Origin of the sequence: Jiangella sp. DSM 45060 (genome assembly GCF_900105175.1) — a bacterium.
Classification (GTDB): domain Bacteria; phylum Actinomycetota; class Actinomycetes; order Jiangellales; family Jiangellaceae; genus Jiangella.
The window spans coordinates 6,620,430-6,640,475 of the sequence record NZ_LT629771.1 but is presented as its reverse complement, the minus strand read 5'-3'; the positions used below and the strand labels follow the sequence as shown (position 1 = coordinate 6,640,475).

The 20,046-nt window shown below is 73.0% G+C and carries 24 protein-coding genes and 2 tRNA genes; 19 read left to right on the top strand and 7 right to left on the bottom strand.

Features of this window, described 5'->3' with window-relative positions; all coding sequences use genetic code 11:
• The first annotated feature begins 27 nt into the window (after positions 1 to 27).
• Positions 28 to 118, top strand: a tRNA-Ser gene (locus BLU82_RS29940).
• A 75-nt stretch (positions 119 to 193) separates the two neighbouring features.
• On the opposite strand, the gene BLU82_RS29935 is transcribed toward BLU82_RS29940, so the two are convergent.
• Entirely contained in the window at positions 194 to 724 is a 531-nt protein-coding gene (locus BLU82_RS29935; protein ID WP_092624510.1) for a GNAT family N-acetyltransferase, read from the bottom strand.
• 55 nt (positions 725 to 779) lie between these two features.
• Here BLU82_RS29935 and BLU82_RS29930 point away from each other — a divergent pair, with 55 nt between their 5' ends.
• Positions 780 to 1,796, top strand: coding sequence for a nucleotidyltransferase domain-containing protein (locus tag BLU82_RS29930; protein WP_092624509.1), 1,017 nt, complete (start codon positions 780 to 782; stop codon positions 1,794 to 1,796).
• 78 nt (positions 1,797 to 1,874) lie between these two features.
• Entirely contained in the window at positions 1,875 to 2,633 is a 759-nt protein-coding gene (locus BLU82_RS29925; RefSeq protein ID WP_157741350.1) for a hypothetical protein, read from the top strand.
• Here BLU82_RS29925 and BLU82_RS29920 read toward each other — a convergent pair.
• Both BLU82_RS29920 and BLU82_RS29915 read right to left on the bottom strand, forming a co-directional pair.
• Positions 2,630 to 3,067, bottom strand: coding sequence for a glyoxalase/bleomycin resistance/extradiol dioxygenase family protein (locus tag BLU82_RS29920; RefSeq protein WP_092624507.1), 438 nt, complete (start codon positions 3,065 to 3,067; stop codon positions 2,630 to 2,632). The genes BLU82_RS29925 and BLU82_RS29920 overlap by 4 nt on opposite strands.
• 68 nt (positions 3,068 to 3,135) lie before the next feature.
• Entirely contained in the window at positions 3,136 to 4,323 is a 1,188-nt protein-coding gene (locus tag BLU82_RS29915; RefSeq protein WP_092624506.1) for a CdaR family transcriptional regulator, read from the bottom strand.
• Positions 4,324 to 4,423: 100 nt separating this feature from the next.
• Between BLU82_RS29915 and BLU82_RS29910 the strand changes: the two genes are divergently transcribed.
• From BLU82_RS29910 to BLU82_RS29890, 5 genes are read left to right on the top strand one after another with little or no spacing between them, the layout of a single operon-like run.
• Positions 4,424 to 5,746 (top strand): cytosine permease, encoded by a 1,323-nt coding sequence (locus tag BLU82_RS29910; protein WP_157741349.1) that lies wholly within the window; start codon positions 4,424 to 4,426, stop codon positions 5,744 to 5,746.
• Entirely contained in the window at positions 5,743 to 6,765 is a 1,023-nt protein-coding gene (locus BLU82_RS29905) for an LLM class flavin-dependent oxidoreductase (protein WP_157741348.1), read from the top strand. The genes BLU82_RS29910 and BLU82_RS29905 overlap by 4 nt, the downstream gene beginning before the upstream one ends.
• Positions 6,762 to 7,943, top strand: coding sequence for a Xaa-Pro peptidase family protein (locus tag BLU82_RS29900; RefSeq protein ID WP_092624503.1), 1,182 nt, complete (start codon positions 6,762 to 6,764; stop codon positions 7,941 to 7,943). The genes BLU82_RS29905 and BLU82_RS29900 overlap by 4 nt, the downstream gene beginning before the upstream one ends.
• Positions 7,940 to 9,172: a pyridoxal-phosphate dependent enzyme gene (locus BLU82_RS29895; RefSeq protein ID WP_092624502.1), complete on the top strand. Its 1,233-nt coding sequence runs from the start codon at positions 7,940 to 7,942 to the stop codon at positions 9,170 to 9,172. The genes BLU82_RS29900 and BLU82_RS29895 overlap by 4 nt, the downstream gene beginning before the upstream one ends.
• Entirely contained in the window at positions 9,172 to 10,125 is a 954-nt protein-coding gene (locus tag BLU82_RS29890; RefSeq protein WP_092624501.1) for an LLM class flavin-dependent oxidoreductase, read from the top strand. The genes BLU82_RS29895 and BLU82_RS29890 overlap by 1 nt, the downstream gene beginning before the upstream one ends.
• Before the next feature lie 477 nt (positions 10,126 to 10,602).
• Here BLU82_RS29890 and BLU82_RS29885 read toward each other — a convergent pair whose 3' ends face one another.
• Positions 10,603 to 12,438, bottom strand: coding sequence for a phosphoenolpyruvate carboxykinase (GTP) (locus tag BLU82_RS29885; RefSeq protein WP_092624500.1), 1,836 nt, complete (start codon positions 12,436 to 12,438; stop codon positions 10,603 to 10,605).
• Positions 12,439 to 13,538: 1,100 nt separating this feature from the next.
• Positions 13,539 to 14,738 carry an amidohydrolase family protein gene (locus BLU82_RS29880; RefSeq protein ID WP_092624499.1) on the bottom strand — a complete coding sequence of 400 codons (1,200 nt, stop codon included), beginning with the start codon at positions 14,736 to 14,738 and terminating at the stop codon, positions 13,539 to 13,541.
• A 157-nt stretch (positions 14,739 to 14,895) separates the two neighbouring features.
• Between BLU82_RS29880 and BLU82_RS29875 the strand changes: the two genes are divergently transcribed.
• Positions 14,896 to 14,971, top strand: a tRNA-Arg gene (locus BLU82_RS29875).
• On the opposite strand, the gene BLU82_RS36480 is transcribed toward BLU82_RS29875, so the two are convergent.
• The gene (locus BLU82_RS36480) at positions 14,934 to 15,266 is read right to left on the bottom strand and encodes a helix-turn-helix domain-containing protein (RefSeq protein ID WP_370246340.1); all 333 of its coding nucleotides are present in this window, start codon (positions 15,264 to 15,266) and stop codon (positions 14,934 to 14,936) included. The genes BLU82_RS29875 and BLU82_RS36480 overlap by 38 nt on opposite strands.
• 108 nt (positions 15,267 to 15,374) lie before the next feature.
• On the opposite strand from BLU82_RS36480, the gene BLU82_RS29865 reads away from it, so the two are divergent.
• The 5 genes from BLU82_RS29865 to BLU82_RS29845 all read left to right on the top strand — a co-directional run bounded on the left by BLU82_RS29865 (position 15,375) and on the right by BLU82_RS29845 (position 16,714).
• Positions 15,375 to 15,578: a helix-turn-helix domain-containing protein gene (locus tag BLU82_RS29865; RefSeq protein ID WP_092624498.1), complete on the top strand. Its 204-nt coding sequence runs from the start codon at positions 15,375 to 15,377 to the stop codon at positions 15,576 to 15,578.
• The gene (locus BLU82_RS29860) at positions 15,575 to 15,769 is read left to right on the top strand and encodes a hypothetical protein (protein WP_092624497.1); all 195 of its coding nucleotides are present in this window, start codon (positions 15,575 to 15,577) and stop codon (positions 15,767 to 15,769) included. Before BLU82_RS29865 ends, BLU82_RS29860 begins: the two co-directional genes overlap by 4 nt.
• 140 nt (positions 15,770 to 15,909) lie before the next feature.
• Complete coding sequence (locus tag BLU82_RS29855) at positions 15,910 to 16,296, top strand: hypothetical protein (protein WP_157741347.1); 387 nt, start codon at positions 15,910 to 15,912, stop codon at positions 16,294 to 16,296.
• A complete protein-coding gene (locus tag BLU82_RS29850) occupies positions 16,293 to 16,493 on the top strand; it encodes a BldC family transcriptional regulator (protein WP_092626510.1) in 201 nt (66 codons plus the stop codon). Before BLU82_RS29855 ends, BLU82_RS29850 begins: the two co-directional genes overlap by 4 nt.
• Positions 16,490 to 16,714 carry a hypothetical protein gene (locus BLU82_RS29845; RefSeq protein WP_092624495.1) on the top strand — a complete coding sequence of 75 codons (225 nt, stop codon included), beginning with the start codon at positions 16,490 to 16,492 and terminating at the stop codon, positions 16,712 to 16,714. The genes BLU82_RS29850 and BLU82_RS29845 overlap by 4 nt, the downstream gene beginning before the upstream one ends.
• A 214-nt stretch (positions 16,715 to 16,928) precedes the next feature.
• On the opposite strand, the gene BLU82_RS29840 is transcribed toward BLU82_RS29845, so the two are convergent.
• A complete protein-coding gene (locus tag BLU82_RS29840; protein ID WP_092624494.1) occupies positions 16,929 to 17,405 on the bottom strand; it encodes a hypothetical protein in 477 nt (158 codons plus the stop codon).
• 44 nt (positions 17,406 to 17,449) lie between these two features.
• Here BLU82_RS29840 and BLU82_RS29835 point away from each other — a divergent pair, with 44 nt between their 5' ends.
• The 5 genes from BLU82_RS29835 (at position 17,450) to BLU82_RS34505 (ending at position 20,045) form a co-directional block, all read left to right on the top strand.
• Positions 17,450 to 17,629 carry a hypothetical protein gene (locus tag BLU82_RS29835; RefSeq protein ID WP_092624493.1) on the top strand — a complete coding sequence of 60 codons (180 nt, stop codon included), beginning with the start codon at positions 17,450 to 17,452 and terminating at the stop codon, positions 17,627 to 17,629.
• The gene (locus BLU82_RS29830) at positions 17,626 to 17,844 is read left to right on the top strand and encodes a hypothetical protein (protein WP_157741346.1); all 219 of its coding nucleotides are present in this window, start codon (positions 17,626 to 17,628) and stop codon (positions 17,842 to 17,844) included. Before BLU82_RS29835 ends, BLU82_RS29830 begins: the two co-directional genes overlap by 4 nt.
• The gene (locus BLU82_RS29825) at positions 17,841 to 18,197 is read left to right on the top strand and encodes a hypothetical protein (RefSeq protein WP_092624491.1); all 357 of its coding nucleotides are present in this window, start codon (positions 17,841 to 17,843) and stop codon (positions 18,195 to 18,197) included. The genes BLU82_RS29830 and BLU82_RS29825 overlap by 4 nt, the downstream gene beginning before the upstream one ends.
• A 664-nt stretch (positions 18,198 to 18,861) precedes the next feature.
• Positions 18,862 to 19,764, top strand: a complete 903-nt coding sequence (locus tag BLU82_RS29820; protein WP_092624490.1) for a peptidoglycan recognition family protein — start codon at positions 18,862 to 18,864, stop codon at positions 19,762 to 19,764.
• Entirely contained in the window at positions 19,761 to 20,045 is a 285-nt protein-coding gene (locus BLU82_RS34505; RefSeq protein WP_157741345.1) for a hypothetical protein, read from the top strand. Before BLU82_RS29820 ends, BLU82_RS34505 begins: the two co-directional genes overlap by 4 nt.
• Position 20,046: the final 1 nt, after the last annotated feature.

Here is a 20,046-nt window from a genome sequence, read left to right as displayed (position 1 = left end):
GCGTCGCCCGGTGTTTCGTTCGGGCATGGAGGCGTCGCCTAGCCCGGTTTATGGCGCCCGCCTGCTAAGCGGGTTGAGGGCTCAAACCCTCTCGCGGGTTCAAATCCCGCCGCCTCCGCCCCACCAGTAAGGATGCCGAGGGCCGGTCCACCCCAGGACCGGCCCGACGTGCGTCGCGGACGCCTGCGGTCGTTCAGAGCTCTCGTACGGTGAGCAGGCTGTAGCCGTGGACGGAGACGGGCTCCACCCGGCCGGTCTCGCGGAACCCGAGCTTCTCCAGGACCCGTCGCGACGCGACGTTCCAGTTCCAGACCCCCGCCCACAGCCGCCGGTAGCCCACCTCGCTCGCCCACGCCACAACGGCCCGGCCCGCCTCGGTGGCATAACCGCGACCGTGGGCCGCACGCAGCAGCTCGTACGCCAACTCGGGCTCGTCAGGCGATCCGTTCCCGTACGGGGTCAGCCCGCAATACCCGATGACGTCGGCGGCGTCCTTCCGCTCCACCGTCAGGATCCCCGGCCTCGACTCGTCGCCCGCCGCACCCAACCGCGCGGCGATGTCCTCCACGGTCGGCCGGCCCTCGGGATCGATCCGCCGATGCGGCGGCACCCGCGGGTCCCGCTCGGTCCACAACTGGCGATAGACCGTGGCATCCTCCACGCGGCTACGCCGAAGGATGAGGCGATCGGTCTCCAGGCTGTCCAGAATGCGCACACGCGACATGCTGGCACGGTGTCAACGATGCGGCGGGCCGGCCCGAGGTGCGTAGCGTGAGGCGGTGGTGTGGCCGCCGGCCATCGGGGCGCGGCCGGCCGACGTCGGGCAGGCGGGTGAGCTGAGGGGTATGCAGGAGACCGATCCGAGGCTGCGGCACTGGCGCGCCCGTCTGGCGGCCCGCGCGGAGGAGGCCGCGACGGCGGTGGGCGCGATCCCGGGGGTGGCCGGGGTGGTGCTCGGCGGCAGCTTCGGGCGCGGCGAGCACTGGCCGCTCAGCGACCTCGACCTCATCGTCGTCGGCGCCGGCCGCCCGGTCGCGGACCTGGCCGCCGAGGTCGACCAGTGCGCCTACCAGCTGAGCGAGATGTGGGGGACCAGCGGCATATACACGGCCGTCGACGCGGGGCGGCTGACGTTCGACGCGGGCGAGCTGAGCGGCGACCCGGCCGAGCGGATGGACGACCACCGCTGGTTGCACGGCCTCGACAAGGTCTACGGCGGCCGCCCGGCCCGCGACGATGACGGCGTCGCGTCGGCCCTGCTGGAGCTCTCGGCCCGCCGGCGCTTCGACGAGGCCGTCGTCGGCCGCCGGGTCGAGGCGTGGCTCGCCACGGCGCAGCGGGCGCTCGCCGACGCACAGCGGCGGGCCGACGACGACGCCACCGCCGCCTGGATCGCCGTCCGGCAGGCCGCGACCGCGATCGCCGAGGTCGCGACGGAACGCTGGGGCGAGCGGGCCGGCTCGCTCGGGCGCTACTGGACGCTCTTCGAGGCCCGCGCCCGCCGCCACGGCGACCCCGCGTTCGCCGACCGGCTGCTCACCGCGGCGCACGCCCACCCCGCGCCCCGTGCGGACGTGCCGGAGTGGCTCGCCGACCGGATCGCCCTGTCTTACGAGGCCCGGCAGCTCGTCGGCGAGGACGTCACCCCCGAGCAGAACGCGCGCGACAACCACCTCGCCTACGCCGGCCTCTACCATCGCCGCTTCCCGCGCTCGGCGTACACCTGGATGCGCCCGCCACCGGACGCGGACGTCCGCGCCGCCGTGGGCGCCCTCCGGGAACTGGCTCGATCGTGACCGAATCGGACATCGACCCCCAGCTGGGGTGTTGCTAGGGTCGGATCGCTTCGATGTGCTCACGAGAGGTTTCCGCAGGTGAACACTTCGTCCAAGCGGTCCGCGGCAGCGGCTGCCCTGATTCTGTCCGCCGGCGTCCTGGCCGGGTGTGGTGGCGGTGACGACGACGCCGCGAGCGGTGCGTCGACGCCCACGCCGGCGTGGGAGTCGACGCCGGGAGGAGCGGCACCGACCGACGCAGTGGTGGAGGAGACGCCGGCCGCGACGGACGACCCGCAGGCCGCGCCCGACGCACCCGAGGCGCCCGTCGACGACGGCGGTGAGCCACCGGCGGGCGATCCGGCCGCGGGCGGAGATGCCGCGGGCGCACCGGCCGACGGCGGAACCGACGGCGGCGGCCAGCAGCCGCAGCCCGACCCCGGCGACGACGGAGACGGCGACGCGCCGCCGCCGGTCGCCCAGCCGATCGACGCGTGCACGCTGGGCGCCGACGCCATCGCCACGCTGCTCGGCGCCGCCCCGACGCCCGAGGACCTGTCCGACCCGGCGGAGTTCGGCCCGTCCTGCGGCTGGACCGGCGCCGGTGGCGAGCTGGTGCTCAACGTCTCGACGTTCGACGACTGGGTGGGCGCGGCCGGCGCGCTCGGCGTCGCCGAGACGGTCGACGGCCTCGGGACGGAGGCGTGGGCGGCGCTGGGCGCGGCGTCGAACCTTCAGGTCGCCTGGCGCCGCGACGACGTCTCGGCGTCGGTGTCGGCCAGCCTGGCCAGCGGCGGCGCCGAGCTCGTCGACGTCGCACGGGCCATCGACGCCGCGCTGCAGGCCGCGGGCTACTAACTGATGACGTAGTCGTCGCCGACGGCGCTCTGCAGATCGGCCTTCGACACGTCCGGCGGCGAGGGCGCGGTCAGGTGCCAGCGGTGCCCGTACGGGTCGTACAGCCAGCCGCCGCGGCCGTGCGGCGAGTCGGTGACCGGACGGTCGACAGTGGCGCCGGCCGCGACCGCCCGCTCGAACAGGCCGTCCACGTCGTCGACCTCGAGCACGAGTGACACGGACGAACGCCCCGGCGTGGGCGCGTAGACACCGCCGTCGGGCCATTCGTCGGCGATCATGACGCGGGCGCCCTGCACGGTGAACTCGGCGTGCCCGACGGCGCCCGTGGCGGGGTCGGTCCAGCGGCTGGTCTCGACCGCGCCGAACGCCTTCGCGTAGAACTCGAGTGCGGCCGCGGTGTCCTCGGCACAGAGATACGGGGTGACGGTGGCCATGAGTCTCTCCTTCCGGCCCGATCCACGCTAGACCCGCGGCGGCAGCCCCCGCTTGGACGAATGGGACCTCACGGCGCCGCGTACAACCCGAGGTCGACGGCGCGCAGCGCGAGCAGCAGGTCGGCCCGGATCAGCTGCTCCGGCCCTTCCAGCCCCAGCAGCGACGACACCCGGCGCAGCCGGTACGAGACGGTGTTCTCGTGCACCGCCAGCCGCTCGGCCGTCCGCCGCACCGACAGCCCGGTCGCCAGATACGCCCGGACGGTGTCGACGAGCTGCCCGTGCCCGGCCAGCGGCAACAGCGCCCTGGCCGCCAAGCGGTGTGCGTCCAGCGGGTTGTCGATCAACATGACGTCCGCGATGACCTGGTCGAACGGGACGACGACGCGGTCCAGCCCGGCGCGCCGGCCGGCCTCGAGCGCCGCCACGGCCTCACGGCAGGACGCGGCCGCCTCACCCAGCCGGTCGCGCGGCTCGCCGAGTCCGATCACCGTCCCCGCAGCCACGCCCGGACGCCGCGCCGCCCGCGACAGCATGTCGCCGAGCCCCTGCAGGTCCGGCAGCACCAGCAGGATCGTCGCGTCCTTAGAGCCGACCAGGATCCGCGAGCGCAGCCGCGGCCGCAGCACGTCGACGATCTCCCGCTGGGCCCGCGCGACCTGCAACGGATCGTCGCCCGCCCCACCCACCGCCACGGCGCGATGGGGGACCTGCGCGGCGACACCGATCAACCGGGCCCGTTCCTCGACGTGCGCCGGATCCAGCGGTTCGCCGCCGGCCAGCCGCGACACCAGGTCGGTCGCGATCTGGTCGAGGTGCGCCGCCGCTTCGCTGCGCGTGCGCCGGTACGCCTCCGTCGACACCGCGACCATGACGTCGACCGCGCCGGCCAGTAGCCGGGCCAGCCGCGTGTACTCGTCCGGCGGCATCGGCGGGCCGGCGGCGACCAGTTGATCGAGCAGCCGCCGCTCGGCCGAGTGCCACGACGCGACGACGCCCTCGATCGGCACGCCCTGGACGGCCCGCCGTTCGCCCAGTTGCGCCGCCGGCGTCACCTCGTCCGGCCGCAGCCCGCGGTTCCCGGCGACCGCGACCAGCAGCGCGCGCAGGTTCGGCGTGACCACGCCGACGAGGTCGTCGAGGTCCATGCGGGCGTCGTCGTAGCCGGGCAGCCGTTCCCAGACGTCGCCGACGAGCGACTGCGCCACGTCGGGGACGCGGCTGAGGAGGAGCTCGGCCCGTTGTGTCAGATCCACAAAACGTAGTGTGACAACTTCCGGAGATACCCCATAGAGCGACGGGCAGATTGTGGACAACATGGCACCCCAGCAGACGTCGGCGACCGGGGAGGCATTCGTGAGCACCGAGCGTGACACCACAGCCGTCCAGAGCACCGTGGCCGCGGACATCGAGGACCATGCCCTCGAACCGGTCCCCGCCGACCGGCGCAAACCGCTGGTCCAGCTGATCGTCGTCCAGATGGGCTGGAACATCAGCGTCAGCAGCTTCCTCGTCGGCGGCGTCGTCGGCGGCGGCACGTCGTTCACCGAGGGCCTGCTGGCGATCCTGATCGGCAACGTGCTGCTCGCGGTGGTCGCCAGCCTGGTCGGCATGGTCGGCTTCCGCACCGGCCTGACCAGCTACCTCACGTCGCGTGCGGTGTTCGGGACGCACGGCGCGGTGGTGGTGTCGCTGTTCCTCGGCGTCGTGGCGATGGGCTTCATCGGCGTGCTGATGGACACCTGGGGGCTGGCGGTCAACCAGCTGATCCCGGAGATCCCGAAGTGGGCGTTCATCGTGGCGTTCAGCGGGGCGATCCTCACCACGGCGATCTTCGGGTTCAAGGGCCTGCAGCGGTACTCGGCGATCGCGGTGCCCGTGCAGGTGGCGATCGCGCTGTTCGCACTGGTCCGTATCGGCGACCTCGACGGCGGATTCAGCGACGTCGTCAACTACGCGCCGGCCGCGCCGATCGGGTTCTCGGTGGCGATCGGCGCCGTCATCGCGACGTGGGTCACCGGCGCCGCGCTGGTCGGCGACGTGCAGCGTTACGCCGTCAGCGCCCGTGACGTCGTCATCTCCAGCTTCTGCGGTTTCGCCGTCGGCGCCGCGGTCTTCGAGCTCATCGCGACGGTCTCGGCGATGAAGGTCGGCAACAGCAACTTCGTCGTCGTCATGCAGGGCCTCGGGCTGCTCGCGCCGGCCGCGGTCATGCTCTTCCTCGCGCTGTGGAACACCGCGGACAACAACATCTACTCGGCGTCACTGGCGTTCACGAACGCGTCGAACACGCTCGGCCTCAAGGTCGCGAAGCCGGTGTGGACCGTGTTCGCGGTGCTGATCGCGCTGCTCATCGCGTTCGCCGGCCTGGCGGCGGAGTTCCAGCGCTTCCTCGGCGTCATCTCGGTGGTGGTGCCGCCGTTCGCCGGCGTGCTGATCGCGTACTTCTGGGTCGTGGTCAGGCGCTGGGACGCGACCGAGCTGCTGCGCACCGCCCCGTCGGTCCGGTGGGAGGCACTGGGCTGCTGGGTGGCCGGCGCGCTGATCGCCCGGTACACCGACCTGATCATCGCCGACGCGATCGAGGGCCTGATCGCCGGATTCGTCCTGTACGCCGTCGTCGGCACCGCGGTCAGCCGATGGCGCTCCTCGGAACAGGCCGCGGAGGTGCGCTCGTGAGGTTCGGACTCGGCGTCCCCACCGGGACCGAGGGGCTCATGTACCCGGTCCCGTATGCGGACATCGACCAGGCGGTCGAGCTGGCGGTGACGGCGGAACGGCTCGGCTTCGAGTCGATCTGGGGCAACGACCACCTGACGACGCAGCGCTACGTCCGCGCCGAGTTCGACCAGGCGCCGCGCTACTACGACCCGTTCGGCTACCTGAGCTACGTCGCCGCCGTCACGGAGCGGATCCGGCTGGCGACGGCGGTCATGGTGCTGCCGTTCCGGCACCCGGTCGTCGCCGCGAAGCAGGCCGCCACGCTGGACCAGCTGTCGCGTGGACGGGCGGTGCTCGGCGTCGGCATCGGCGCGTACCGCGAGGAGCTGGAGGCGGTCGAGCCGGCCCGCCGCATCCACCGCGGCGAGCACGCCGAGGAGGCGATCCCGGCGCTGCGGGCGCTGCTGACCGAGCGGTCGGCGTCGTTCCACGGCAGCTGGGTGGAGTTCACCGACGTCGAGAGCTTCCCGAAGCCGTACCGGGACCGGTGGCTGCCGATCCTGTCCGGCGGCAACTCGCCCGGCTCGCGGTCGCGAGCGGCACGGCACGGCGACGGCTGGCTGCCGGCCTGCCTCACGCCGGACGAGGTCCGGGTCGCCCTGGACGGCATCACGGCCGAGGCCGCGGAGCACGGCCGCGAGCTGCCCGCCGACTTCGAGGTCGCCCTGCAGGTCGCCGTCAGCGTCGCGCCGACCCGCGAGGAGGCGTGGCGCCGGTTCGAGTCGTCGCAGGTGTTCAAGCACCTCGCGTCGCTGTCGAAGACCACCTTGAAGGATCAGGGCGTCGGCGACCTCGCCGCCCGCAACCTCATCGGCACCCCTGACGACGTCGCCGCGCAGGTCGGCGCCTACCGCGACGCCGGGGTGACGACGCTGGCCGGTCTGCTGTTCGCCGTCGACACCGTCGAGGAGACGACCGACGCGATGGCCGGGTTCAGCGAGACGATCATCGCCGCCGAGACGAAGGGCAGCCGATGACGCCCGGCCTCCCCACCAAGCCCACGATCGACACCGCCGCGCTGGCCCGGGACCGCCTGGCCCGGCTGCGCGCCGGTCTCGCGGACCAGCCCTATGACGCGGTCGTGCTGACCGAGCCGGAGAGCGTCCTGTACGCGACCGGCTACCGCAGCATGCCCGGCCAGGTGTTCCGCACCCATCGGATGGCGGCGCTGGTGACCGCCACCGACCTCTGGCTGGTGGCGCCGGCGGCAGACGTGCCCGCCGGCGCCACCGTCCTACCCGTCGACCGGATCTCGCCGTTCGGCCGCTTCTACGTCGAGTCCGCGGCGCCCGACCCGGTCACCGAGGTCGCCGACCGGCACGACGGGCTGGCCCAGGCGCTGGCGGCGGCCGCCGCGACGCTGCCGTCGTCGGCGCGACTGGCGGTCGAGACCCGCGACGTGCCCGCCGACGTGCTTGCCGCCTGTGGCGATGTGGTCGAGGACGGCGCCGGCCTGCTGTTCGCCGCCCGGTCGCGCAAGCTCCCCGCCGAGGTGGAGCTGCTGGCCTACGCCGCCCAGCTGGCCGAGGCCGGCATCGACGCCGCGCTGGCAGCCGCCGGGCCGGGCACCACGGAGGCCGAGCTGGCCGCCGTCGTCGCCGGGACCATGGTGGCCGGCGGCGGTGACCCGCGCTTCGTCGTGGCGCTCACGGGCGATCGATCCGCGCTGGCCGACGCCGTCCCGTCCGGACGTGCGTGGAAGCCGGGCGAGATCGCCCGCTTCGACGTCGGCTGCGTCGTCGACGGCTACTGGTCCGACATCGGCCGCACCGCCGTGCTCGGGGAACCGTCGGCCCGGCAGCGCGACGTCTACGCCGCGGTGAAGGCCGGCGAGGACGAGCAGCTGGCGGCCGCGCGGCCGGGACTGCCCGCGTCGACGCTGTTCGGGATCGGCCTCGACGCGGTCGCGCGCGGCGTCCCCCGGTACCGTCGGCAGCACTGCGGGCACGGCATCGGGCTGTCGATCTACGAGCCGCCGATCGTCGCGCCAGGCGTCGGAACCGAGCTCGCCGAGGGCATGACGTTCTGCTTCGAGACGCCGTACTACGAGCTGGGATGGGGCGGGATGATGGTCGAGGACGCGGTCGTCGTGACCGCCGGCGGCGTGGACCGGCTCACCCGGTCCGGCCGCGACCTGCGGGTGGTGGCGGCATGACGTACACCCGGACGCTCGCGTGCCTGCGCTGCGCGGCGAGCTACCCCGATCCGTCGCTGGAGCTGGTCGGCCGCGGCTGCCCGGCCTGCGAGGCGGCCGGGGTGCCGTCGAACGTCCTGCCGGTCTACGACCTCGCCGGGCTGAGCGCCGTGCCGGTGTCCGACGGCGAGCCCGGGCTGTTCCGGTACCGGGCGCTGCTGCCGCTGGCCGCCGGGACCCCGGTGGTCTCCCTTGCTGAGGGGGCGACCCCGGTCGTCGACCTGCCGGCCGTCGCCGAGCGCCTGGGCGTCGCGTCCGTCGTCGTCAAGGACGAGACCCGCAACCCGACGTGGTCCTACAAGGACCGGCTGGCGTCGGTCGCCGTCACGAAGGCGGTCGAGCTGGGCATCGACACCGTCGTCGTCGCGAGCACCGGCAACCACGGCGCCGCCATCGCGGCGTACGCGGCGCGGGCCGGGCTGCGCTGCGTCGTGCTGACGGTGGCCAGCGTGCCGTCGACGATGAAGACGCTGATGCAGGCGTACGGCGCGTCGGTGGTCGCGCTGCCCGAGCCGCGGCAGCGGTGGTGGCTGATGCGCGAGCTGGTCGAGAAGTTCGGCTGGCTGGCGATGTCCGGCCACGCCGACCCGCCCGTCGGCTCCAACCCGTACGGCGTCGACGGCTACAAGACCATCGCCTACGAGCTGGCCGACCAGCTCGACGCACCCCCCGACGTCGTCGTGGTCCCGGCCGCGTACGCCGACGGCCTGGTGGGCGTCGCCCGCGGCTTCGCCGACCTCGTCGAGCTTGGCGTACTGGAGCGGTCGCCGCGCATGGTGGCGGCCGAGCCGTTCGGACCGCACGCCGCGGCGCTGGCCAGCGGGTCCGAGGTCGCCGGGCCGGTGCCGTACCAGCCGTCGGTCGCGTTCTCGACGGCGTCGCCGGTGGGGACGTTCCAGGGGCTCAGCGCGCTGCGCTCGACCGGCGGCGCTGCCGTCGCGGTCCCGTCCGACGACGTGATCCTGGCCGCCCAGCGCGAGCTGGCAGCGTCCGCCGGGCTGTACCAGGAGGCGGCGTCGGCGACGGCGTGGCCGGCCCTGGCGGCGCTGGACCTGGACCCGTCCGCGTCGGTTGTCGTCATCGGGACGTCCACGGGGCTCAAGGATGTCGGCGCGACGGCGGCCACGCTGCCCGAGGTGCCGGTCATCGAGCCGGCGGTCGACGCGCTGCTGGCCGCGATCGGGTCCTGATGCGGCTGGCGTTCTCGCTCTCGGGGCACCGGCCCAGCCGGTCGGCCGTCGCCGCCGCCGTCGCCGCCGAGGAGGCCGGGTTCGACGAGGTGTGGGTCACCGAGGACTACGTCGAGCGCGGGGCGTTCGCGCTGGCCGGGGCGATCGCGCAGGCGACGTCGTCGGTGCAGGTCGGTATCGGCGTGGTGAACCCGTGGACCCGGCACCCGGTGGTGCTGGCGATGGAGTTCGCGACGCTGGACGAGCTGAGCGGCTGGCGGGCGCTGGCCGGGATCGGCGCCAGCAACGAGCGGTGGATGACCGGCCAGCTGGGCATCCCGTTCGACCGGCCGCTGAGCCGGCTGACCGAGTCCGTGTCCGTCGTGCGCCGCCTGCTCGCGGGCGAGCACGTCCGGCATTCGGGCCCGGCGTACACCGTCGATGCCGCGCTGTCGTTCCGGCCGCTGCGGCCCGACCTGCCGATCGTGCTCGGCGTCAAGGGGCCGCGGGCGCTGGAACTGGCGGCGGAGTCGGCCGACGGCGTGCTGCTGTCGATCCTGGCCGGACCGTCGTACGTCCGGTCCGTGCGGTCGCTGGTCGGCCCGTCGATGCGGCTGGCCGGGTACGTCGGGCTGTCCGTCGACGCGTCCGGCGCCGCGGCGCGGGACCGGATCCGGCCGCTGGTCGCGCGGTTCCTCGGCATCCACGGCGACCACCTCATCACCCGGTCCGCCGGGCTGTCGGCGTCGGCGTGCGCGGAGTTCCGGGCCGGGCTGGTCGCGGGTGCGCCACGGGTCGACCTGGTGACCGACGACCTGCTCGACCGGCTGGTCGCCGCCGGGACGCCGGACGAGGTCAGGGCCGCGTTCGCCCGCTTCGCCGCGGCCGGCCTGGACGTCGCCGTCGTCCGCGACGATCCCGACGTCGAGCCCGAGGAGACGTTGCGGCTCGCCCGCGCCGCCGTCGAGTCGTGACCCGGGTGACAGTGTCGTGGCGGCGGTCGGCGCGAGGTAGGTATGACCCGCCCCTCTAGGGAGGGTGCCCACCCTACGGGCGGGCACGGACAACGCCCGAAACGCCTGGCCACACGGCCGCCCAGCCACCCGCGCCCGCCCGGCAACACTGCCAGCCGCGCCCACCCGGGTGCCCGCCGCTGGCTGACCCGGGTGGCAGTGTCGTGGCGGCGGCGTCGCGAGGTAGGTATGACCCGCCCCTCTAGGGAGGGTGCCCACCCTACGGGCGGGCACCGACAACCTCCGAAACGCCTGGCCACGCGACTGCCCATCCCGCGCCCGCTCAGCCGCCCGCTCAGCCGCGCCGCGCTCAGCCGCCCGCTCAGCCGCGCCGCGCTCGGGCGCGCCGCCAGCCGGGCCTCGCTCTGGCGCCCAACCGGCGGCCAGGCACCCGGCCAGCGGCCACGCGCCCGGCCGGCGGCCGGGCGCCCGTCGTGGTCACATGCCCAGGCGCGCCTTGAGGCCGTCGAGCTCGGCCCAGAGCAGGGTCGGCAGTTGGTCGCCGAACTTGTCGAACCACTCGGCGATGCCCGGCACCTCGGCCCGCCACTCCTCCGGGTCGACCTCGAGGCAGGCGGCCAGTTGCTCAGCCGTCAGATCCAGGCCCGAGGTGTCCAGCGACTCCGGCGTCGGCACGTGGCCGATCGGCGTCTCCGTCGCCGCCGCCAGGCCCTCCAGCCGCTCGACGACCCACTTGAGGACGCGGCCGTTCTCGCCGAAGCCCGGCCAGAGGAAGCCGCCGTCGTCGTCGCGGCGGAACCAGTTCACGTAGAAGATCTTCGGCAGCTTGACGGCGTCGGCGTCCTTGCCCATCGCGATCCAGTGCGCGAAATAGTCGCCGGCGTTGTAGCCGATGAACGGCAGCATCGCCATCGGGTCGCGCCGGACGACGCCCACCTTGCCGGCCGCCGCCGCCGTCGTCTCCGACGAGAGCGTGGAACCCATGAAGACGCCGTGGGTCCAGTCGCGCGCCTCGGTGACCAGCGGGATCGTCGTCGCTCGCCGTCCGCCGAACAGGATCGCCGAGATCGGCACCCCACGCGGGTCGTCGTACTCCGACGCGATGATCGGGCACTGCTCGATGGGCGTGCAGAACCGCGAGTTCGGGTGCGAGCTGACCTCGTCGCTGTCGGGGGTCCAGTCGCGGCCCTTCCAGTCGGTCAGGTGCGCCGGCGGCTCGTCCGTCATGCCCTCCCACCAGATGTCGCCGTCGTCGGTGAGCGCGACGTTGGTGAAGACGCTGTTGCCCTTGGCGATGGTGCGCATGGCGTTCGGGTTGGTCTTCCAGCCGGTGCCGGGCGCGACGCCGAACAGGCCGAACTCCGGGTTGACGGCGTACAGCCGGCCGTCGTCGCCGAAGCGCATCCACGCGATGTCGTCGCCGAGCGTCTCGACCTTCCAGCCCGGGATGGTCGGCTCCAGCATCGCCAGGTTCGTCTTGCCGCAGGCCGACGGGAACGCGGCCGCGATGTAGTGGACGGCGCCGTGCGGTGCGGTGAGCTTGAGGATCAGCATGTGCTCGGCCAGCCAGCCCTCGTCGCGGGCCATGGCGCTGGCGATGCGCAGCGAGTAGCACTTCTTGCCCAGCAGCGAGTTGCCGCCGTAGCCGGAGCCGTACGACCAGATCATCCGCTCCTCGGGGAACTGGGTGATGAACTTGGTCTCGTTGCACGGCCATGCGACGTCCTGCTGGCCCGGCTCCAGCGGCGCGCCGACACTGTGCAGACACGGCACGAACGGCGCGTCGTCGCCCATCGCCTCGAGGACGCGGGCGCCCATGCGCGCCATGATGCGCATCGACACCGTCACGTACGGCGAGTCCGTCAGCTCGACCCCGAACATCGGGTTCGCCGCCGTCAGCGGGCCCATGCAGAACGGGATGACGTACATCGTGCGGCCGCGCATCGAGCCCTTGTAGAGCTCGGTCATCTCGGCCTTCATCTCGTTCGGGTCGCGCCAGTTGTTCGTCGGCCCCGCGTCCGCCTCGTTCACCGAGCAGATGAACGTCCGCTCCTCCACCCGCGCCACGTCCGTCGGGTCCGTGCGCGCCCAGAACGAATTCGGCTTCTTCTCCGGGTTCAGCCTGACGATCGTGCCCGCGTCGACCAGCTCGTCGGTGAGGGTCGTCCACTCCTCGTCGGAACCGTCGCACCAGTGGATGCGGTCCGGCTGGGTCAGCTCCGCGACCTCGCGGACCCAGGCGAGCAAACCTGCGTGGGACGTGGGCGCGTCGTCGAGATCGTGTGCAGCTCCGGGTTCGGCGAACGTCGTCATGTAGCGGTCACCCTTTTCGTGATCGGGGCGCGCAGTCGGCCCTGCGGCGCGTTCCGGGTGTGCGGAAGCGACCCGGTCTCAGGCCATTCGGAGACGGGCGGTGTTCCGCGGGGATGCTCAGCACGCTAGGACCGGCATCTCAGGTGCTGGAACCGACGATGGGGTGATCAGGACCACACAGGTGCCCAAAATTCCGGACAAAATGGACAGTGGTACGTACCTCACCGCACCAGTTGATGATGGTGGTACGTACCAGGAGCGCTGCTGTCGGGACGCTTCGGACGGGCGACTGCGCGCCACCCGCCGGGGACGACCGGACCACCGTCCGCCTCGGGCCGGGCGCGCGCGGGGTTCGCTCGGCGCCACGCCTGGGGCACGCCGGGCCGCGACCCGGCACACCAGCCCGCCGCCGCGGCTCCGGGCGGGTCGCGCAGTCAGCCTTGATACCCGCGCACCACCTGCCGCCGCGACTCGGGCACGAACCGCCGGACCAGCGCACCGCCCGCTACCGCGACTCGGCACGAGGCACGGAGCCCGTTGCCGCGCCGGCACCACGGGCTCGGGCACTCCCGGCGTGCGGCGCCGGACCCGTCCACCAACCGGCACGGCAGCTCGGCCGCATCCGGCACGGCAGCCCGACCGCACCCGGCACGCGGCACCGACCCCCACCCACGACCCCAGGAGCGCCACGTCGCGCGGCGGCAGGTCGACCCCTCCCGGCACGCGGCACCGACACCCCACCCACGACCCCAGGAGCGCCACGTCGCGCGGTGGCAGGTCGACCCCTCCCGGCCCGGGTGGGGCCCACCCTACGGGCGGGCACCGACAACCTCGCGCCGCGAACCGCGCTGCCCGCCAGCCCTGTGCCCGCCCTGTGCCCGCCAGCCCTGCGCCCCCGGCTCGCTTCTCCGCTGGTCCTGTGCCAGCCAGCCCCGTGCCCGCCCTGTGCCCGCCAGCCCTGCGCCCCGGCTCGCTGTCCGCTGGCCCGCCGCGGCCTCGGGCACGTCCGGCCTGCTCGACCGCTGCCGCGCCGCCCCGCGCGGACCCGTTCGCCCGCCGCGGACCGGCAAGGCGCCCAGCTCACCGGCCCGCCCCCGGGATCAGACGACGGCGCCCGCCCGGATGACCGTCCGCCCCTTCTCGTTCCACAGCAGCGACGCATCGGCGAACGGGTCGCCGTCGAACAGGAGGAGGTCGCCGGCGGCACCGGCGCCGATCCGGCCCAGGTCGTCGCGGCCGAGCAACTGGGCGTTGACCGATGTGGCCGAGCGGAGCGCGTCCAGCACGCCGAGCACCTCGACCTGCAGCCGCAGCCCGACCAGCTGGTCGTCCTCGAGGTCGCCCATGAGGTCGGTACCGAAGCCGACCCGGACGCCGGCGGCCCGCGCCAGTTCGATGGCGTGCTTGCCGGAGTCGAGCACCTCGCGGTTCTTGGCCTTGGAGATCGGGTTCAGCCCGACCGCGTCGCCGCGGCGGTCCATGGCGTCGTACGCGGCCAGGGTCGGGACGAGGAACGCGCCGTGGTCGGCCATCAGCCGGGCGGTCGGCTCGTCGAGCAGGTTGCCGTGCTCGATCGAGCGGACGCCGTTGACGACGGAGTGCTCGATCGCCTCCGGCGAGTACGCGTGCGCGGCGACGTACGAGCCGCGGCGGGCCGCCTCGTCGGTGATCGCACGGACCTCGTCGACGCTGTACTGCGGCCGGTGGATCGGGTCGGTCAGCGACACCACCCCGCCCGACGTCATGATCTTGATGGCGTGGGCGCCACGGCGGAACCGGTCGCGGACGGCCGTGCGCACCGCGTCCACCCCGTCGACGACCTCGGTCATGTGGGAGTGCCCGGCGCACAGGTCGCGGTCGCCGGGACGGGGGTCGCCGTGGCCGCCGGTCTGGGACAGCGCCGGGCCGGTGTAGAAGTAGCGCGGCGCCGCCACCAGGCCCTCGTCCAGCGCACTGGCCAGGCCGGGATCGCCGCCGGCGACGTCGCGGACGGTGGTGAAGCCGCGGCACAGCGCGTTGTTCAGGCGTTGCGCCGCCTTGAGCGCGACGTAGCTCAGCGGGCTCGACTCGATGCCGACCATGTCCAGCCCGATGCCGTACGCATGGCAGTGCGCGTCGATCAGCCCCGGCACGACCGTCCCACCCCGCGCGTCGATCGTCGTCGCCGCGCGGTCCTCGACGGTGCCGGGGTCCACGATCACGCCGTCGACGATGTGGACGTCGCCCTCGGTCAGCTCGGCCGAGGAGCCGTCGAAGATGCGGGCGTTCGTGATGGTCAGGCTGGCCGGCTGCTGGCCCATGGGCGGTCACCTTCTCGTCGTGGTGGTGTCATGTCACACGCTATAGGTGCCGTCCGCGCTGGTCGCGAGCGGTCCGCCGGCCGGCGGCCGAATCCGATTTCGGCCTGGTCGCTCGGACCGGTACACTCGGTCTCCGGTTCGCTTCATCGCGGACTGAGCGCCCGTAGCTCAACGGATAGAGCATCTGACTACGGATCAGAAGGTTAGGGGTTCGAATCCCTTCGGGCGCGCCACCGAGTCATCACCCTCCACCCCGGCCGGGCCATCTGGCCGGGGTGTTTCCGTGTACAGACCGAGAATCCACGTCGCCGGCACTCCGGTGAGCATCTCGATTCGACGGGCCACCGTGACGATGTCACGCGGCTTCGTGTTGCCCGCCTCCCACTGCGCGTAGGCGCTCGCCGTCACCTGCAGCCTCTCGGCGAAGTCGCGCTGTTGCAGCCCCGTGGTCAGCCGAACCTTCCGCAGCCGGTCAGCCAGTGTCCACTCAGGAATCAGCGGCCTGGCGCGTTCGGTCGAGTTCTGCATAGCGGGCATCTTGCCACCCCATGCAAACCGGCGCAAGAGCCGCTTGAATGCCGCCACGCCGAATCACACCGTTGACACTTTGAATCTGAGCATGCTTAGGTCTGCCGCATGCAACCTACGCAAGCACGGCACAGCGACGAGGATCTGATCCCCGTCGGTGAGGCTGCCTCGATGCTGGGCGTGCACCCCGACACGCTGAAGCGCTGGGAGCGCGCCGGCAAGATCGCCTCGGACCGCACACCGACCGGGCACCGCCGCTTCCGCCGCGGGGACGTCCGGACCCTCCTCACGGCTGGGGCGGCCACCCGATGAGCAAGTCCCGTGACGTGGCCCGGCAGGCGCGGGAGCGCGAGGAGTCCGCGACGCGGCGGGTGGCGGCGACCGAACGCGCCCGACGGCGCGGCAAGGCGTCCCGTGACGACGTCGGCCAGGCGGTCGACCGGGCGAACATGGCCGCCCGCGCACGCGCCGCACTCGAGCGACACGGCTACACGGAGGACTGACCGAGCGCCCGGGTGGCGCCGGTGACTCCCTGCCCCGGCGCCACCCGGGAATCCACCGACCCGACGTAGATCGGCGGGCACCGACCAGACCATCCCCGGAAGGGCCGGCGCCCGCCTTGACCAAGAGATCGGAGTATCCCATGCCGACTGAACAAGCACCGGCAGGCGGGCTGCGGGGCGGCCCGTACGTGTACGAACTGGCCCGCAAGACCCGGCGGGAAGAGCTGCTCCGCGAGCGGATTGAGGTCGAGGGCGCCGCGGTGCGGCTGATGAAGTCCGCGCTGCGCATGGGCGGCGTCTACGGCGGCATCGTCGCTGCGCTGCAGATCGCCCTCGAGACCGTGGCCGACCTGGTCGAGCTGGACCGCCGGATCGGCGCCTACACCCTGCCGGTCGAGCTGCCGTACGAGGCCGCCGTCGGCCAGGCGCTCGAGCTTGCCCGTGACGGTGGGTGGAGCGCTGACCCTGGGACGTCGACGACTGCGGCACGGTGGGTGCCGAACCGGCCCGCGGCGGTGACGCCGTGACGCGCCGTCGCGCCGCGCCCGTTGCCGCCGAGCCGCTGCTGCTGCCGCTCGAGGTGGCGGAGCTGTTCCGCGTGAACGTCAAGACGGTCAGCCGGTGGGCCGAGGCCGGGAAGCTCACCCCCGTCTACACGCCGGGCGGCCACCGCCGCTACCGCGAGGCCGAAGTCCTCGCCCTGCGCAACGGCGGCGCACGGTGACGGCGACGGCGCGACCGCTGGCGACGCTGTCCGGCGAGGACATCGGACGGCAGGTCATCGTGACCGAGCAGCACGCGCCCAACCTGACGACCGGACCGACCCGGATAGCTGGCGTACTCGACCGGATCGTGCACCAGCTCGAGCGGACGTGGGTGGTGCTGAACGGCCGGCCGTTCCTGCTGGTGCCGGAGCGGTGCACGGTCGAGGTGATCGAGTCATGATCCACGAGTTCGTCGCCGTGTGGGGCCCGGCGCTCGCGATCAGCCTCGGCACCTTCCGCGCTGCCCGCCTTGTGCGGCCGGCTTCGCCGGCCTGGCCGCCGACACCCGCACGCCGCGTCGCGGGCCGCTCGTGGCGGCCAGCGGTGCGCCGCGGCCGCGGGCGATACCGACGGGGAAGGGCTGTCGGGTGAAGCCGCCAGTCCTGGTCACCGCCCTACAGATGGAGCTTCTTCGCGCGGGGACGGCTATCGGCGGCATCACCCTCCTGGTGCCATCGCACGATGATGTAGCCCTCGTTGCCGTACTCCTCGGCGTGGTACGCCTCCTCCTGGCCAGCCGCGAACTCGTCGTATTGGGTCTCGCCCTCGAAGACGGTGGCGTGCGGTTCGATCCGGACGTTCAGCGCGGCGTCCGTGCCGTCGTTTCGAAGTGCGTAGCGACCCTGCCCAGAGATCTGGGTGAACTCCCACACGACTCGCTCCTGGTCGGCCGCCCTACGCTGAAGCTCGAGCGAGCCTTCGGCGGCCGCCGCAGATCGGTCGGCAGCATCGGCGGCCCTGGCCGCCTCGTCGGCCGAGCGCGTCGCCTGGTTCGCGGATCGGCGACTCTCGCTCCATTGCAGGCCGGTGAAGATCGCAGCTCCCAATGCGATCACGGCGGCGGCGAACGCAATGAACAGGCTGAGGTCCATGCGTGGACGGTACGCCTGAGGCTGGACACTTCGGCGGTACGGCGATGACGATCACCGCCGACCGGCAGCGGCGCTGGTTCATCGACGTGTGGGGCGGCTGGCACCGACAGAGCCGCTCGAACATCGCCGTGTGCGGTGCGCTCGCGGCACCTGGTGTCGGGCCGTGGCTGGACCGGCCGCCGGCAAACGGTGTCGTGTGCGCGGACTGCGAGGACGACCCGTGAGCCGCCCAGACGGCATGCACCGCGAGCCGAACGGGGAGCTGGTGCCCGAGCCGTCGGACCGCCACGACTGCCGCGACGGCTGGGACGGCGAGGACTGGTCCGGGCGGCCGATCCCGTGCCCGATCTGCCGCCCGCACGTTCAGCGCCGCCAGCTCCCCGGCGGCCCCACGATCACGACCGCACGCCCCGACCCGCACGGGAGGAACCGACCATGACGTTCCACATCGACCCCGCTGTGCGCCGCGAGATGGAGCGCGAGCGCCGGGCCAACCTGACGCCCGAGCAGCGCACCGCTGAGGACGCCGACCGCGAGGCTCAGCACGCCGCGAACATCGACCTGGCCCGGCTCGACCTGCTCAACGCGCTCACCATCATGGAGACCGACCACGCGACCGCGGTCCGCGCCCTCGAAACCCTCGGCGACCCCGAGCTGTACGACGTCGAGTTCGCCGAGGGCACCGTCGGCGCCGACATCTCCCGTCACCTGGCGGCCGCCGGCCTCGCGATCCGGTCGGCCCGCGCGATCGCCGGGCTGGTCGTCGCCGCGTCGAGCCGCGTGACGGCGTGACGGTTTGGACCCCGTTCTCTGGGAGGCCGGCGACCCGTCGGCCTCTCCGCCATGCCTCAACGGCTTCGCGCAGATCCCCGCCAGCCTGCTCGGCGAGGGCCTGTCCGCCCGCGCGATCCAGGTCTGGGGCCTGCTCGACGTCCACCAGGGGTCACGCGCGGACACGTGGACCTCCCGAGCCCACCTGGCCGGTGACATGGGGTGCGCGACCGACACCGTCGACCGCGCCGTCGCCGAACTCGAGGCGGCCGGGCTGGTCATCGTCGACCGCGGACTCGGCCGCAAGCGCACCAACCGCTACAGGCTCCAGCACCGCCCAAAGGGCCGCAGATCTGCGGCTACACCACAGCAATACAGCCGCAGAAATGCGGAGGGCATGGCCGCAAATTTGCGGCCCAGAACCATAAGTAAAGAACCAGAGATCAGGGGTACTGCAGGTGACCAAGGTCCAGAACGCGCGCGAGAGCGCTGCGAGCTGCACTGGCTGCCGCTGCCATGCCGTGGATGCGCCGCCGACCGCAAGGCCGGCGACCAGAACGCTCCCCGATCGAGCCGACCCGAGCACGCACCGGGCCCCGGCACTCGGGTCGAGCCACCGCCATCCGCGCCGCGGCGGCGTAGGCGACGGTCACGCCGAACCCCACGACCCATCGAGTGAGGAACGATGACTACGACGTACAAGGCACGCGGCGTCTGGACACCCACCGCCGCCAAGGGTGACCCGCTGCCCGCCGCCGACGTCGACGAGATCGACGTCCACTACCCCGCATCCGGCAACGTCCGCCTGCAGGGCCTCAGCGAGGCCCAGGTCGCCTCCAGACTCCGCGGCTGGCGCGACTACCACGTCAACCAGCGCGGGTGGGTCGACATCGGCTACAACATGGCCGTCGACGGCGCTGGCCGCATCTGGACCCTCCGAGGCCTCGACCGCGTAGGCGCCCACGCCGCCTCTGACAGCAACCCCAGCCAGAACCGTCACAGCATCGGCGTGCTGTTCGTCATCGGCGACGACGAAGAGCCCACGACGGCGTGCATCAACGCATTCCGCCAGCTCCGCGCCGACATCCTCAAGCGGTCCCCGCGAGCCACCCGGCTCCGCGGCCACCAGCAGGTCAACGGCGCCTCAACCGAGTGCCCTGGCGACCCGCTCATGGACCTCATCAGCGCCGGCGTGCTCGCCGGCTCACCCCGACCCACCGACCCCCAGGAGGACGACGACATGACCCCCGAACAGTTCCTGGCGCTGCTGAAGAACAAGGCCGTCCGGCAGGAGATCAACAACATCCTCGCCGAAGGGTTCCGCGATGGGCCCACCACTCGGCGCGAGCTGGCCGAGATCGCCGGCATCGGCGTACACGGCCAGTGGCTCGGCCGCTCCGGCCCGCACATCGGCACCGCGATCCAGTCGATGTACCAGTGGGCGAAGGCCGAGGCCGCCGCGGGCAACCCCCGCGCCGTCGCCGCGCTGGCTGCCGTCGAGGCCGAGCCGGCGGCGGTCACCGAGGCTGAGGCCGAGTCGGTGTACCCCGGTGACGCGTACGACGGCCGGAACGGCGGCGGCCAGTGAGCGCACGGGAGTACGTGAAGGCCGCGGCCGGAGGGCTGGCGTCCGGCCTGTCCGCGGCCGGGACGGCGCTCGCCGACGGCACCATCACCGCGCAGGAGTGGACGTTCATCGGCGTCGCCGTCCTCGTGGGCGCCGGCCTGGTCGCCGCGGCACCGAAGAACGACGACCCGACGGTCCTCGTCCGCACTGACCCCGTCGAGGGATACGTGGCCGGCGAGGCGTCCGCGTACCCGACCGGTCAGACGCTCGACGAGCACAGCCGGTTGATCCAGGTCGGCTGAC